Annotated in this window: 10 protein-coding genes; 5 read left to right on the top strand and 5 right to left on the bottom strand. The window is 63.5% G+C overall.

Going from position 1 to position 14,732, the window contains the following annotated elements; genetic code table 11:
• Window positions 1-252 precede the first annotated feature (252 nt).
• Complete coding sequence (locus ACWGTI_RS22280) at window positions 253-5,043, bottom strand: NAD-glutamate dehydrogenase (RefSeq protein WP_454589102.1); 4,791 nt, start codon at window positions 5,041-5,043, stop codon at window positions 253-255.
• A gap of 131 nt (window positions 5,044-5,174) precedes the next feature.
• Between ACWGTI_RS22280 and ACWGTI_RS22285 the strand changes: the two genes are divergently transcribed.
• Entirely contained in the window at window positions 5,175-5,738 is a 564-nt protein-coding gene (locus ACWGTI_RS22285; protein WP_454589103.1) for a peroxidase-related enzyme, read from the top strand.
• Window positions 5,739-5,861: 123 nt separating this feature from the next.
• Window positions 5,862-6,185: a YciI family protein gene (locus ACWGTI_RS22290; RefSeq protein ID WP_181062078.1), complete on the top strand. Its 324-nt coding sequence runs from the start codon at window positions 5,862-5,864 to the stop codon at window positions 6,183-6,185.
• Window positions 6,186-6,262: 77 nt separating this feature from the next.
• Here ACWGTI_RS22290 and ACWGTI_RS22295 read toward each other — a convergent pair whose 3' ends face one another.
• Complete coding sequence (locus ACWGTI_RS22295; RefSeq protein WP_454589104.1) at window positions 6,263-6,877, bottom strand: LysE family translocator; 615 nt, start codon at window positions 6,875-6,877, stop codon at window positions 6,263-6,265.
• A gap of 141 nt (window positions 6,878-7,018) precedes the next feature.
• Between ACWGTI_RS22295 and ACWGTI_RS22300 the strand changes: the two genes are divergently transcribed.
• Entirely contained in the window at window positions 7,019-8,053 is a 1,035-nt protein-coding gene (locus ACWGTI_RS22300; RefSeq protein ID WP_454589105.1) for an L-idonate 5-dehydrogenase, read from the top strand.
• Between the two features lie 388 nt (window positions 8,054-8,441).
• Window positions 8,442-9,074, top strand: coding sequence for a DUF1062 domain-containing protein (locus ACWGTI_RS22305; RefSeq protein ID WP_454589106.1), 633 nt, complete (start codon window positions 8,442-8,444; stop codon window positions 9,072-9,074).
• Window positions 9,075-9,129: 55 nt separating this feature from the next.
• On the opposite strand, the gene typA is transcribed toward ACWGTI_RS22305, so the two are convergent.
• A complete protein-coding gene (gene typA / locus ACWGTI_RS22310) occupies window positions 9,130-10,959 on the bottom strand; it encodes a translational GTPase TypA (RefSeq protein WP_454589107.1) in 1,830 nt (609 codons plus the stop codon).
• A 197-nt stretch (window positions 10,960-11,156) separates the two neighbouring features.
• Between typA and ACWGTI_RS22315 the strand changes: the two genes are divergently transcribed.
• Window positions 11,157-11,435: a hypothetical protein gene (locus tag ACWGTI_RS22315; RefSeq protein ID WP_454589108.1), complete on the top strand. Its 279-nt coding sequence runs from the start codon at window positions 11,157-11,159 to the stop codon at window positions 11,433-11,435.
• Window positions 11,436-11,612: 177 nt separating this feature from the next.
• On the opposite strand, the gene ACWGTI_RS22320 is transcribed toward ACWGTI_RS22315, so the two are convergent.
• Together ACWGTI_RS22320 and ACWGTI_RS22325 are read right to left on the bottom strand one after the other, a co-directional pair.
• Window positions 11,613-13,187 carry an alkaline phosphatase D family protein gene (locus tag ACWGTI_RS22320; protein WP_454589109.1) on the bottom strand — a complete coding sequence of 525 codons (1,575 nt, stop codon included), beginning with the start codon at window positions 13,185-13,187 and terminating at the stop codon, window positions 11,613-11,615.
• Between the two features lie 254 nt (window positions 13,188-13,441).
• Window positions 13,442-14,725, bottom strand: a complete 1,284-nt coding sequence (locus ACWGTI_RS22325) for an MFS transporter (RefSeq protein ID WP_454589110.1) — start codon at window positions 14,723-14,725, stop codon at window positions 13,442-13,444.
• Window positions 14,726-14,732: the final 7 nt, after the last annotated feature.

The following is a 14,732-nucleotide window of genomic DNA, read 5'->3' on the forward strand; positions in this document are numbered from 1 at the left end:
GCGCCATGTCTGCATGTTTCGAATGCCCATGCAAATATCAAGCGCTGGGCCACCCCCTCATTGCTCTCGAGTTCCTCGCCCCCACGGAGTGGGGGAGAGGTGGCTCGGCGAAGCCGAGACGGAGAGGGGGAAAGCGCCACACGTTTGGATTGACCGGTCGAGGCTCAGCCCTACGAGGGCCCTCTCTCCGGCCGCTTCGCGGCCACCTCTCCCCCGCTTTTCGCGGGGGCGAGGAATCCAAGCTTTTGAAGCTCACATCCCGGTCAGATCGCTCATCAGCCCCGACGCGACCGACAGCCGCGAGACGGTGATGTCGCCGCCCTCGGTCAGCGCCTGCAGGCGTTCGCGGATGCGCGCCACGCGCTCGCCGCCGGCCTCCAGCCATGCCGCCACCGGGTCAGCCGTCCCGGCATGGCCGGTGAGCGCGGCCACCGCGATGCCACGCCGGGCAGCGCCGATCGTGTCGGTGGCGCGCGAAAGCGCCAGCTGGTCGTAATAGTCCGACGGCGTGATCGAACGCGCTGCCTCTTCAACGCGGGGAATGCGGAAGGCATCGCTGACGGCGAAGAACGCTCTGGCTGCAGCAACGATGTCGGCATTGGCTGTGCGCGCCGTCAACGCGATGTCGGGGATCAGTTCCGCCAGATCGGCCATTGCCAGCTGCCCGGCGAGCTTTTCCGGCGCGCCGGCCTTGAACAGGCCGTGCCGCCGCTCCTCGACGCGCTCGCGCGAGAACGCCGGCAGCAGCGAGACAAGCTTCGGCTCCAGCGCCTTGCGCGCCTCCTGCAGTTCGGCGATGCGCTGGCCGAGCGCTGCGGTGCCGGCATCGTTCTTCAGGTACCAGCCACTGGTCACAAAGATAAGCCGGCTGACGGACTGATAGAGGTCGAGCTGCGCCTGACCATCGATCTGGCTGTCCAGCGCGTCGATCTCGCGGTAGAGCGCCGGCAGCGCGAAGCCATCGCGCACCACGGCGAAGGTGCGGACCACGTCGGCGGCGGTTCGGCCGGTGGCTTCCTGCAGCCGGTTGACGAAGGACGGACCGCCGCGATTGACCAGATCGTTGGCGACGACGCGGGCGATAATCTCGCGGCGCAAACGATGGTCATGGATTTCCGAGGCATATTTCTTCGCCATCCGGTCGGGGAAATAGCCCATCAGGTCGCTGTCGAAATGCGCATCGTCCGGCACGTTGCTGGCGACGATGTCGGAAAACAACACGATCTTGGCATAGGCGAGCAGCACGCCGAGCTCGGCCCGGGTCAGCGGCTCGCCGCGCGCCTCGCGTTCGGCAAGGGCGGCCGGCGACGGCAGCGTTTCGACAGCGCGGTCGAGCAGGCCGCGCGCCTCCAGCGCCGTCATGAAGCGGCTCTGATGCGCGATGTCGGCGAGGCCACGCTTGCGGGCGATGGAAAGCGCCAGCGTCTGTTCGTAATTGTTGGACAGCACCAGCCCGCTGACCTCGTCGGTCATCTCGGCGAGCAGCTTGTTGCGCGCCGGCCGGGTCAATGATCCCTTGCGCATGGCGGACGCCAGCGCGATCTTGATATTGACCTCGACGTCGGAGCAGTTGACGCCGCCCGAATTGTCGATGGCGTCGGAATTGCAGCGGCCGCCGGCAAGCCCGAACTCGATGCGGGCGCGCTGCGTCACGCCGAGATTGGCGCCCTCGCCGATCACTTTCGCCCGGACATCGAGCGCGGTGATGCGGATGGCGTCGTTGGCGCGGTCGCCGACATCGGCGTTGGTTTCGCCCGAGGCCCTCAAATAAGTGCCGATGCCGCCGAACCACAGAAGGTCGACATTCGCCTTGAGGATGGCGGTCATGATCTCGACCGGGGTCGCTGTGGTCTTGGCGAGGCCGATCGCGGCGGCTGCCGCCGGCGGCAGCGTGATCGACTTCTGGCTGCGCGAGACGATGACGCCGCCTTCCGACAGTTTGGTCTTGTCGTAGTCCTGCCAGGACGAGCGCGGCAGCGCGAACATGCGCTCGCGCTCGGCCATCGAAGCCACCCTGTCCGGATCGGGATCGATGAAGATGTCGCGATGGTCGAAGGCGGCGATCAGCCTGGTCTGCGGCGACAACAGCATGCCGTTGCCGAACACGTCCCCCGACATGTCGCCGACGCCGACGACTGTGAAGGGCGCGGTCTGGATGTCGCGGTTGATCTCGCGGAAATGCCGCTTGACCGCTTCCCAGGCGCCCTTGGCGGTGATGCCCATCTTCTTGTGGTCGTAGCCGGCCGAGCCGCCGCTGGCGAAGGCGTCGTCTAGCCAGAAGCCGTGCTTCTCCGAGATAGCGTTGGCGGTGTCGGAGAAGGTCGCCGTGCCCTTGTCTGCCGCGACGACGAAATAGGGATCGTCCGGATCGCGGCGCACGACGCCGGCCGGTGGGATGACGCCATCAAGGCCGATATTGTCGGTGATCGACAGCAGGCTGGAAACGAAGTTCTTGTAGGCCGAAGTGCCGGCCTCGAAGATCGCGTCACGGCTGCCGCCTGCGGGCAGGCGCTTGGGGAAGAAGCCGCCTTTGGCGCCGACCGGCACGATGACCGCGTTCTTGACCTGCTGCGCCTTGACTAGGCCGAGTACCTCGGTGCGATAATCCTGGGCGCGGTCCGACCAGCGCAGGCCGCCGCGCGCCACCGGACCGAAGCGCAGATGCACGCCCTCGACCTCGGAACCGTAGACGAAGATCTCGCGCCATGGTCGCGGCGCCGGCAGGCCTTCGACCGCTTGTGAGTCCAGCTTGATCGCCAGCGATTGGCCTCTCGCCTTCGTTTCGGTGACGAAATGATTGGTGCGCAGCGACGATTCGATCAGATTGAGGTAGCGGCGGATGATGGTGTCGTCGTCGATATTCGGCACCTCTTCCAAGGCATCCTTGATCTTGGCCTTAAGGTGCTTGGCGGCGACGACGCCTTCGGTCCCGGCCGTCGGGCCGAGGCGGGCGACGAACAGCGCATGAAGCCCGCGCGCAATGTCGGGATAGCGGTTGAGCGCGGCGGCAATGAAATCCTGGCTCTGCGGAATGCCGGCCTGCTGCAGATAGCGGCCATAGGCGCGCAGGATGGTGACTTCGCCCGACCACAGGCCCGCGGTCTGGGCAAGGCCGTTATAGCTGTCATTGTCGATATCGCCGCGCCACACCGACAGGAACGCGTCCTCGAACAGCGCGCCGCCATCGGTGAGGTCGATCGGCTTGCCGTAGCTGTTCTCCAGCTCCATGTCGTGGACGAAGACGGTGTCGCCGCTGTCCTCGTCAACCTCGAACGTCCGCTCGCTGATGACGCGGAAGCCGATGTTTTCCAGCACCGGCACCCGTCTGGACAACGCCACCGGGCTGCCGTGATGATAGATCTTCAATGCCGCCTGATGCGGTTTCTGCTCGCCATGGCGATAATAATCGATGGCGATCGGATTGGCGGCGCTGATTTTGGCGATGCGCCCGGCATCGGCCAGCGCCACGCTCGCGCTGAAGGAATCGCGGTAGCTCTCAGGAAACCGCGCGGCGATAGCCTTCAACGCCTGATCGCTGCCGCCGGCCTCAGCCGCATCGGCCAGCGCATCGTCCCAGGTGCGCACGATGTCGCGGATCGCCGCTTCGACGGTCCCCTGCTCGACTTTCGGCGTCTTGCCACCGGAGCGGCCGATGATGAAATGCACGCGCGCCAGCCCGCCTTCCGGGAAGGCCGGATAGTAAGCCGACAAACGGCCTTCGAACACTGTCTTGAGGTAGGTGCCGACCTTCTCGCGCACGACGCTGTCGTAGCGGTCGCGCGGCACGAAGACGAGGATGGAGACAAAGCGGTCGAACTGGTCGACACGCACCAGGGCTCGGACGCGCGGCCGTTCGACCAGGCCGAGAATGGCCGCGGCGTGCTTCTTCAGGATCGGCACCGGGACCTGGAACAGTTCGTCGCGCGGATAGCTCTCCAGGACATTGATCAGCGCCTTGCCGGAATGGTCGTGGCGGTCGAAGCCCGACTTGGCGATGATGGTTTCGGCCTTTGACCTCAGATACGGGATCTTCATCACCGAGCGCGTGTAGGCGGTCGAGGTGAACAGGCCGACGATGCGCAATTCGCCCGACAATGTGCCCTTGGCGGTGTAGGTCTTGACGCCGATATAATCGAGATAGATGCGGCGGTGCACCAGCGACTTGGCGTTGGCCTTGGTGACGATCAGCGGCTCCGGCCCGTGCAGGAAAGCGCGGATTTCCGGCGTCGTCGTCACCGCTTCGGTGCCGCGCCTGAGCACCAGGACATCGGGGTCGGAGAGGATGCCGAGGCCGGGCTTGTCGGCGCGCTCCAGATTGCCGCTCTCCGCGCCGCCGGAGTATTTGAACTCGCGCATGCCGAGGAAGGTGAAATTGTCGTCGCGCAGCCATTCCAGGAAGGCGATCGCCTCGGCGACGCTCTTCTTGTCGAGCGGCATGGCGGAATAGCGAAACTCGGAGATCGCCTGGTCGAGGCGGGCGAGCATCGGCTTCCAGTCGCTGACCGCGGCGCGGACCTGGCTGAGCATCTTGCGCAAGCGATCAGCGAGCGCGTTCGCCTGCTCCGCCGTCAGGCGCGGGATGTGGACATGGACGACGCTCAGCCGGTCGTGGGTGCTGTCGTCCTTGATGACGCTGCCGTCGCCGAGAATCTCGTCGACGCCGGCCTTGCCGTGGCGCACCACGATGACCGGATGGGTGACCAAAGTCGGCTCGCCGGCGGTCTCGGTGATCTCGCCAAGGATCGAATCGAACAGGAACGGCATGTTGTCGTTGACGACGGTGATGACCGTCATCGGCCGGCCCTCGCGGGAGACGCCCGACTCGGCATCGACGGCGACGACGCTCTGGCCCTTCTTGTGGACGGCGACCGCCCGCCCGGCCAGATCCGCGGCGCGCTGAAGGTCGGCGGCGTCATAGGCGGCAATGTCTTCCGCCGGCGCGCGTGCCAGCAGATAGTCGGCGAGACCGGCCGACTTCTCGTCGGGCTTCGCCGCTGCACTGGCTTTTTTCTTCGGCTTAGCTGCGGATTTCACGCTCGCCATGATGTCCTCCCGTCACATGCTTTTACGACTATGGTAGCAGATGACCGCCGTTTGGCGACAAAGGTTTGACGGCTCGCTAAAAATTATCGGAATTCGGCGGCCAGGCCGTAGAGAACGAGGAGGAAGACCCCATGTCCGGCAAGATCAGCGCGCTTGACCTCGGCATTGCGGAGCTCAGCGAGGCGACAAAAGCCTATTTCGCCAAATGCGAGGAAAAGCTCGGCCTGGTGCCCAATGTCCTTCTTGCCTATGCCTTCGACGAGAAAAAGCTGCGCGCCTTTACCGATACCTACAACGATCTGATGCTGGGCGAATCCGGCCTGTCGAAGCTGGAGCGTGAAATGATCGCGGTGGTCGTCTCCTCGATCAACCATTGCTATTACTGCCTGACCGCGCATGGCGCGGCGGTGCGGCAGCTGTCCGGCGACCCGGCCTTCGGCGAAATGATGGTGATGAATTTCCGCGCCGCCAATCTTCCACCGAAGCAGACGGCGATGCTGGAGTTCGCCGTCAAGCTGACCGAAGCGCCGGCAAAGATCGTCGAGGCTGACCGGGCAGCGCTGCGCAACGCCGGCTTCACCAACCGCGACATCTGGGACATCGCCTCGACTGCCGCTTTCTTCAACATGTCGAACCGGGTGGCGGCGGCAATAGACATGCGGCCGAACGACGAATACCACGCCATGGCGCGGTGAGGCGCGGCGGCCGCCCTATATCAGCTATCCCTCATTCTCGTTGCTTGTTTGCCCGTTTGGTCCGATGATCGGCAGGCGGCATGACCGCGTGCCGGTTCGGGCCGCTCACCTAGGGAGGAGAACATGGCGAAATTTCTCTATGTCTATCATGGCTCCGGCAAGATGCCGACCGACGAGGCCGAGCGGAAAGCCTCGATGGATGCCTGGACCGGCTGGTACGGCAAGCTTGGCTCGGCCGTCGTCGACGGCGGCAATCCGGTCGGCAAGTCGAAGATGGTGCTGCCCGGCGGCAAGGTCGAGAACAATGGTGGCAGCAGTCCGACCGCCGGTTACACGATCGTCGAAGCGAAGGACATCGACGATGCCGTCGCCAAGGCGAAGGGTTGCCCGATCCTGATGGACCCGGCGTTCAGTGTCGAGATCGCGCCGATCATCGAAATGATGTGACGCGATCTACCAAAGTCATCGAAGCAAAAAAAGATCCCGCCTTTCGCTGATGCGATCCTTCGGTTTGGGGTCATGCCCTATGACCGCGCCGCGATGGCCGCGGCAGCGCCGGCCATGGTGCCGGCGCTGATGCGGTTGGCGATCTTCATCGCCCGCTTGCTCTTCAGCAGCTTGCGCGCCTGCGAAGCCGCCAGCACCCAGGCGAGATCGATGGCGATCAGCACCACCGCCATCGTCGCCGTCAGCTCGACCCAGCCGACAATGCTGACCGAAGCCAGATCGATGATGGTCGGCAGCAACGCCAGATAGAACATCATGATCTTGGGATTGCCGAGTGTCACCGCCATGCCGGCAAAGAACAGCTTTGTCGCCGAATCTTCACGCGGCATATCGCCTTCCCTGGCCTCGACCGGCGCGGTCCACATCCTCCAGGCGAGGTAAGCGAGATAGGCGACACCAACCCATTTCACTACGACGAAGGCAAAGTGAAAGGTCTGCGCCACGACAGCCAGCCCGAACACCGCCAGCGACAGCCAGATGCCCTCGCCGATCCACATAGCGAGCAGGAATGGGAACACATCGCGAAACCCTTTCGAGATGACACGGGCAACCAGCGCCGCGATCGATGGGCCGGGCGAACCGGCAGCGACGAACAAAGCGGCGGCGAAGATCAGGAGCGAGGTGAGGTGCATGGCGGAGCCTTCGAGCGTTGGGCGGCAAAGAATATCCGATCGATAGCGATTTGGCACCCTTGAGCTTGATGGGCCAGCACGCGCGACGATTTCAGCGGCCGGACCTTGCTGACACCGCTGGTTTGAGAAAGGATCGCCGCCATGAAATCGATCGTCATTCACGCGGCAAAGGACCTTCGCATCGAAGAGACCGATCCAGGCACGCCTGGCGGCGGACAGGTCGAGATTTCAGTCGAAGCCGGCGGTATCTGCGGCTCGGATCTGCACTATTACAACCATGGCGGCTTTGGCGTGGTCCGCCTGCGCGAGCCGATGATCCTGGGACATGAGGTTGCCGGCACGGTGAAGGCGCTTGGTGCGGGCGTCTCAAGCCTCGCCGTCGGCGATCGCGTCGCGATTTCGCCCAGCCGGCCCTGCAATGCCTGCCGCTACTGCCTGCAAGGCATGCAGAACCAATGCCTCAGCATGCGCTTCTATGGCAGCGCCATGCCGATGCCGCACATACAGGGCGCCTTCCGCCAGCGTCTCGTCGCCGAGGCCTGGCAGTGCCACAAGATAGCCGACCATGTCTCCATCAACGAAGCCGCCTTTGCCGAGCCCTTCGCGGTGACGCTGCACGCCATGAACCGCGCCGGCTCGCTGCTCGGCAAGCGGGTGCTGGTCACCGGCAGCGGGCCGATCGGCGCGCTGTGCATCCTTGCCGCGCGCGTCCACGGCGCGCGCGAGATCGTCGCCACCGATGTCATGTATGCCGTGCTGGTCAAGGCCCGGGAGGTCGGCGCCGACCGCACCATCAATGTCGCCACCGACGGCGCCAGCCTTGCCGCCTACAACATAGAAAAGGGCAGCTTCGACGTCATGTTCGAATGCTCGGGCAACGAACGCGCGGTGCGGGCGGGGCTAGACGTGCTGAAGCCGCGCGGCGTGCTTGTCCAGCTCGGCCTTGGCGGCGATATGTCGCTGCCGCAGAATCTCATCGTCGCCAAGGAAATCGAGATGCGCGGCTCCTTCCGCTTCCACGATGAGTTCGCGCTGGCCGTTGATCTGATCAACAACCGTCGCGTCGACGTCAAACCTCTGCTGACCGGCATCTATCCGATGAACGAGGCGGTTGCGGCTTTCGAGATTGCCGGCGACCGCACCCAGTCGATGAAGGTGCAAATCGCGTTCAATTAGGCAAACCGCGAGGCTTGTCTGTCTGCCGCCCTGTTGCCCTGTTTTCGCAATTCCGGACGGAAAACCGTTTCACACTTTTCCTGGAATTGCTGTAGAAGAGCCGTCCCGACATCCATTTCGAGCTTCATTTTGCCTCAGTAACCGCCGGTCTCGCCAACCCCCCTGATTACACCTGGCAGGGCGTCGCATCAGCGGAGCCTGCTTCATTTTCATGTGTTCCTCGGGCGGCGGTTCGAGACCGGTTTGGCATTGCTGAACCGCCGTCGCGTGGCCTTGCGCCTGTGACACCTGACTTTCAGAAAACCGCAGCCTCTCGCCACGCCGCGCCCGCATGGGCATCTCGACATCGCCGACCTGATGAACTTCCCGACGGGAAGGGCTTATCGGCATGTCCGGCACTCTGCGCATCCACTGGGCAATTGCACCCGAAATCGCACCTCGACCTCTCATAAACTGCAGCCGCTGCGGCACTTTGAAAGCCTATCGCTGCAGCGACAAATTCCGCGTCAACGCCAATGGCAAGCGCATCGATGTCTGGCTGATCTACCGCTGCATCGACTGCGACAATTCGTGGAATTTCGGCGTTTTCGAACGTTGCAACCGCCGCGACATCGAACCAACGCTGCTGGCAGCCCTTGAAAGCAACGATCCGGCCCTAGCGCGCCGCCATGCCTTCGATGTTGTCGCACTGCGCAGCCGGGTGGGTCGCGTCGAGGAATTCTCCGACGTCGTCGTTCACAAACAGAGGCTCGGCGACAATGGCGATAGCGCGACCGCGTTGGAACTCAGGCTTGGGCTGGAATTGCCGACATCGCTGCGGCTCGACCGGCTGCTCGCCGGCGAGCTCGGCATCTCGCGATCGCGACTCCAGGCACTGGAGGGGAAGCGACTGCTGGTGGTTGATGATCAGGAAGGGGCCAAGGCTTTGCGCAAGCCAGCTCGTGAGGGAACGACCATCCGCATCGACCTGACCGGCGAACCGGATCGCAGAGCCATTATCTCGGCTGCCGTGGGTGAATGAAAAGAGGGGAGAAGCACCGGTGCCTCTCCCCTCTTAAATCCAGACAATCAGGCGATCATGCCGCGCCGACCACCTTGGCCGACTTCTCGAACCGCTTGCGCTCGTTCGGATCGAGATAGAGTTTTCTCAACCGGATGGTTTTCGGCGTCACCTCGACCAGCTCGTCATCCTGGATCCAGGCCAGCGCGCGCTCCAGCGTCATGCGGATCGGCGGCGTCAGCTTCACCGCCTCGTCCTTGCCGGCGGCGCGGATGTTGGTCAGCTTCTTGCCCTTCAGCACGTTCACTTCGAGGTCGTTGTCACGGCTATGGATGCCGATGATCATGCCCTGATAGACCTTGACGCCCGGATCGATGACCATCGGGCCGCGATCTTCCAGGTTCCACATGGCATAGGCGACGGACTCGCCCTGCTCGTTGGAGATCAGCACGCCATTGGTGCGGCCGGGCAGTTCCCCCTTGTAGGGTTCATAAGCATGGAACAGTCGGTTCATCACGGCGGTGCCGCGCGTGTCGGTCAACAGTTCCGACTGGTAGCCGATCAGGCCTCGCGTCGGCGCGTGGAAGACGATGCGCTGGCGGTTACCGCCGGAGGGGCGCAGCTCGACCATCTCGGCCTTGCGCTCCGACATTTTCTGCACGACGACGCCGGCATGCTCTTCGTCGACGTCGATGACGACTTCTTCGACCGGCTCGAGCAATTCGCCGTTCTCGCCCTTCTGCATGACGACGCGCGGACGCGACACGGCGATTTCAAAGCCTTCGCGGCGCATCGTCTCGATCAGCACGGCCAGCTGCAATTCGCCGCGGCCGGAGACGAAGAACGAATCCTTGTCCGGCGATTCCTCGATCCTCAGCGCGACATTACCTTCGGCTTCGCGCAGCAGGCGGTCGCGGATGACGCGGCTAGTCACCTTGTCGCCTTCGGTGCCGGCGAGCGGGGAATCATTGACCAGGAACGACATGGTCACGGTCGGTGGATCGATCGGCTGCGCATGCAGCGGCTCAGTCACCGACGGGTCGCAGAAGGTGTCGGCAACGGTGCCCTTGGACAGGCCGGCAATGGCGACGATGTCACCCGCCTGGGCTTCGTCGATCGGCTGGCGCTCGAGGCCGCGGAAAGCGAGGATCTTGGAGACGCGGCCGGTTTCGATCTGGGTGCCGTCATGGTGCAGAACCTTGACCGCCTGGTTGGACTTCAGCGAACCCGATTCGATGCGGCCGGTGATGATGCGGCCGAGGAAGGGGTTGGCTTCCAGAATGGTGCCGATCATGCGGAACGGGCCGGGATGAACCGTCGGCTCCGGCACATGCTTGATGACGAGGTCGAACAGCGGCGAAAGCTGCTGGTCCTTCGGGCCCTCGGGGTTTTCCGAGACCCAGCCATCACGGCCCGAACCATAGAGGATCGGGAAATCGAGCTGCTCGTCGGTGGCGTCGAGGGCTGCAAACAGGTCGAACACCTCGTTGACCACCTCGACATGGCGGGCGTCCGGGCGGTCGATCTTGTTGATGACGACGATCGGCTTCAGGCCGACCTTGAGCGCCTTGCCGACAACGAACTTGGTCTGCGGCATCGGGCCTTCGGCGGCGTCGACCAGCACGATGGCCGAATCCACCATCGACAGGATGCGCTCGACCTCGCCGCCGAAATCGGCGTGTCCGGGCGTGTCGACGATGTTGATGCGGGTATCCTTCCAGTCGACCGAGGTCGCCTTGGCCAGGATGGTGATACCGCGTTCCTTTTCGAGGTCGTTGGAATCCATGGCGCGTTCGGCGACGCGCTGGTTGTCGCGGAAGGACCCGGATTGCTTCAGAAGCTGGTCGACAAGGGTGGTCTTTCCATGGTCGACGTGCGCGATGATCGCGATATTACGAATTTTCATGTTGTGGTCTCGGGAGCGTTGCAGGCAGCAGGCCAAAAGGCGCCGCCTCTTTCGGTTGCGCGGCTCATACAGGGTTTTTCGCAATTGCGAAAGAGGAGGCGCATCACCAAATACTCATCAAATCTTAAGCATCTCGGTGTGAGATGGTTTTGTTAACCAAGGCGGGAACCTTTCAGGGCCCGGGCAGTTCGAAATTCATGACCGACAAACTCAACCGATTTTGGCCACTCATCGCTTCGGTCGCATTCGCTGGCCTGCTGGCCGCCAATGCCGCCCAATCGGCCGCGACGTTGAAGGAAGCCAATCCCGCTTCGTCATCCGACCAGACGGCCGAACAGATGTTTGCCGACGCCCCAGACGGCGTCGACCCCGTGGTGACCGGCCCGGTCAGCGCGTCTTTCAAGCAGAGGCAGCAGCTAGCCGGCTGCGACAGTGCGGTTTGGCCGAAAATTCCGACGGTTTGCTATCCGGATTGAGGGGCGCTGCCCCCTCTCCCCCCTTGAGGGGGAGATGTCGCCGAAGGCGACAGAGGGGGTTGTATCGCGTGAAGCGCCGACCTCCTGCGCTGCGATTGAAGGTTGAGCCCTGTCGAACCGACCCCCTCTGACCGCTTCGCGGCCATCTCCCCCTCAAGGGGGAAGATCAAAGTCAGCCTAAGCCGACCGCACCGGGTCCAGCGTCACCTTGTAGAGCTCATTGTCGTCACGATCCATCAGCCGCACCGTCAGCTGCTCGGTAGCGCCTGAAATATCCACCAATCCGAAGAACTGCAGGCCGGCCGATGGCGGCAGGTTCTGGCCCTGTTCGGCGATCGGCGCCTTGATGAATTTCAGCTCCGGCCCGAAGGTCATGTCGAAATCGTTGGGGCCGAACGTACCGGCATGGATCGGGCCGGAGACGAATTCCCAGAACGGATTGAAATCCTGGAACTGCGCCTTGTCGGGGTTGTAGTAATGCGCGGCTGTGTAATGCACGTCGGCCGTCAGCCACACCGTGTTGGTAATGCCGGCGTTCTTGATGTAGCGCAACAGGTCGGCGATCTCGAGCTCGCGGCCCTTCGGCAGACCATTGTCGCCATTGCTGACGGCTTCCGCACCGACCTTCTTGGTGCCGTCGTCCCAGACGACGAGGCCAAGCGGCATGTCGGCGGCGATGATCTTCCAGGTCGCCTTGGAGTTGGCCAGCTCGCGCTTCAGCCATTTGGTCTGCTGTTCGCCGAGCATGCGGGACTCCGGCGTCATGGTATCCTGCATGTCAGGTCCGTTGGGGCCGCGATAGGAACGCATGTCGAGGAAAAACACGTCGAGCAGCGGCCCGTGAGATATCTTGCGATAGACGCGGCCGGGTTCCGACGGCTCGTAGCGGATCGTCGTCATCTCATGGAAGGCGCGCGCCGCACGGGCCGCCAGCACATGGATGGATTTTTCGGTGTAGCGGCTGTCGGCGCTCAGATTCTTCGAATCCGACCAGTTGTTCAGCACTTCGTGGTCGTCCCACTGGTAGAAGGTCGGGCAGATGGCGCTCAAGGCGAGGACGTTCTTGTCCATCATGTTGTATTTCCACTGGTCGCGGTACTCGTCCAGCGTCTCGGCGACCTTGCGCTTGCCGTCGATGAGCACGACGTTCTTCCATTTGCCGCCGCCCGGCAGGTCAACCTCATCCTTCATGGCGCCATCGGCATAGATCGTGTCGCCGGAATGCAGGAAGAAGTCGGGCGTATGCTTGGCGATGGTGGCGTAGGTCTTCATGCCGGTCTCGTCGATGCCCCAGCCCTGGCCGGCCGTGTCGCCCGACCAGGCGAATTTGATGTCGCGCTTCGAGGCGGGCGCGGTGCGGAAGCGCCCGACGATCGGCTCGGAGACGACATTGATGTCCGAGAGATCGGCGGCCGTCATGCGGTAGAAAATGTCCTGGTCGGAAGCGAGGTCGGTGAGCAGCCGCTTGACCGTAAAATCGCTGGCCGGCGAGGTGTCGAGCGGCGCCAACCGGGTGGCATTGGCGAAATTCTCCGTCGACGACACTTCGAACATGACGCGCGACGGACGGTCCGTGCGCGTCCACACCATGCCGCTCGAGGCATCGACATCGCCGGACTGGACGCCATGGGTGAAGGCCGGGCGCTGGCTGGCGCGCGAATAATAGGGCAAAGCGAGGCCCGATGCGCCGAGCAGACCGGCCGCACTCGCTGATGTGACGAAGGCGCGGCGGGTCAACGAGATCTTGTTCATGGCTGTCTCCTGATGGCTTGAACGAAGCCGCCAAACTCCGGCGTCAATGTTTCAGGAGCATCTCGGGATGATGAAGGTTTGATAACAACCAACCTCTTCCTTCCCCCCTTGTGGGGGAAGGTGGATCGGCGCGTAGCGCCGAGACGGAAGAGGGGTGTTCCAGCGGAGTGAGACGTCTGCGTTCCCTGGAACACCCCTCATCCGTCGCCTTCGGCGACACCTTCTCCCACAAGGGGAGAAGGGGAAGACCAGCTCTAAGCCGCCTGCGGCTCCGGCTCGAACGCCGGCCTGCTGGTATTGATCAGCAGCGAGATACAGGCTGCGATGATCGCGGTCATGCCGGCGATCAGGAAGGCCAGTTCGTAATTGCCCTGCAGCTCGCGCATGGTGCCGCCGAAGGCGGCGGCGGTTGCCGCACCGACCTGGTGGCCGGCGACGATCCAGCCGAACACCAGCGGGCCGCTGCGGTCGCCGAAGGCTTCGTTGGCGAGCCTCAGCGTCGGCGGCACGGTGGCGATCCAGTCGAGACCGTAAAGCACCGCAAAGATGATCAGGCTGGTCGCGGAGAAGCCGGAATAGGGCAGATAGATCAGCGACAGGCCGCGAATGCCGTAATAGACGCCGAGCAGCTTGCGCGGGTCGAAACGGTCGGTGAGCCAGCCCGACAGCGTCGTGCCGATCAGGTCGAAGATGCCCATCAGCGACAAGAGGCCGGCAGCCTGCACCTCGGCGATACCCATATCGCCGCAGAAGGAGATCAGATGCGTGCCGACCAGCCCATTGGTGGTGAAACCGCAGATGAAGAAGGTGGCAAACAGATACCAGAAGACGCGGGTGCCGGCGGCGCGGCGCAGCGTGTTGAGCGTATGCGCCAGGAAATTGCCTTGCGATGCCGGCGACACCGGCGGCACGTCATCGGCCTCGGCGCCATAGCGCACCATGCCGATCGAAGCCGGACGCTCCGGCACCAGCAGCCAGACCAGCGGCAACAGACAGGCGGTGGCGACAGAGACGGCGATGGCGACCGGCTGCCAGCCGCCGGACTGGGCGAGCGAGGCGAGCAGCGGCAGGAACACCAGCAAGCCGGTGGCGCTGGAGGCTGACATCAGGCCCATGACAAGACCGCGATTGGTCTTGAACCAGCGGTTGACGATGGTGGCGCCGAGCACGGTGGCAACAGCACCCGAGCCGATACCGGAAAACACGCCCCAGGTGAGGAACAGGTGCCAGGGCTCGGTCATCAGCAGGCTGAGAGCGGTCGAGCCCGACATGATCATCAGCGAGGCAAGCAGCGTACGGCGCAGACCGATCCGCTCCATCAGCGCTGCAGCAAACGGTCCGGTCAGGCCATAGAGGAAGATGCCGATGGCAGCGGCAATCGAAACGGTATCCCGTCCCCAGCCGAAGCTCTTGTCCAACGGCAGCATCATTACGGAGGGCGCGGAACGCAGACCGGCCGCGATCAGCAGGCAGAGGAAGATGACGCCGACCACGACGAAAGCGTAGCGCTGGCCAAAGGGACGGGATTGAGCTATCATGTTACTG

Source organism: Mesorhizobium sp. ArgA1, assembly GCF_053714375.1.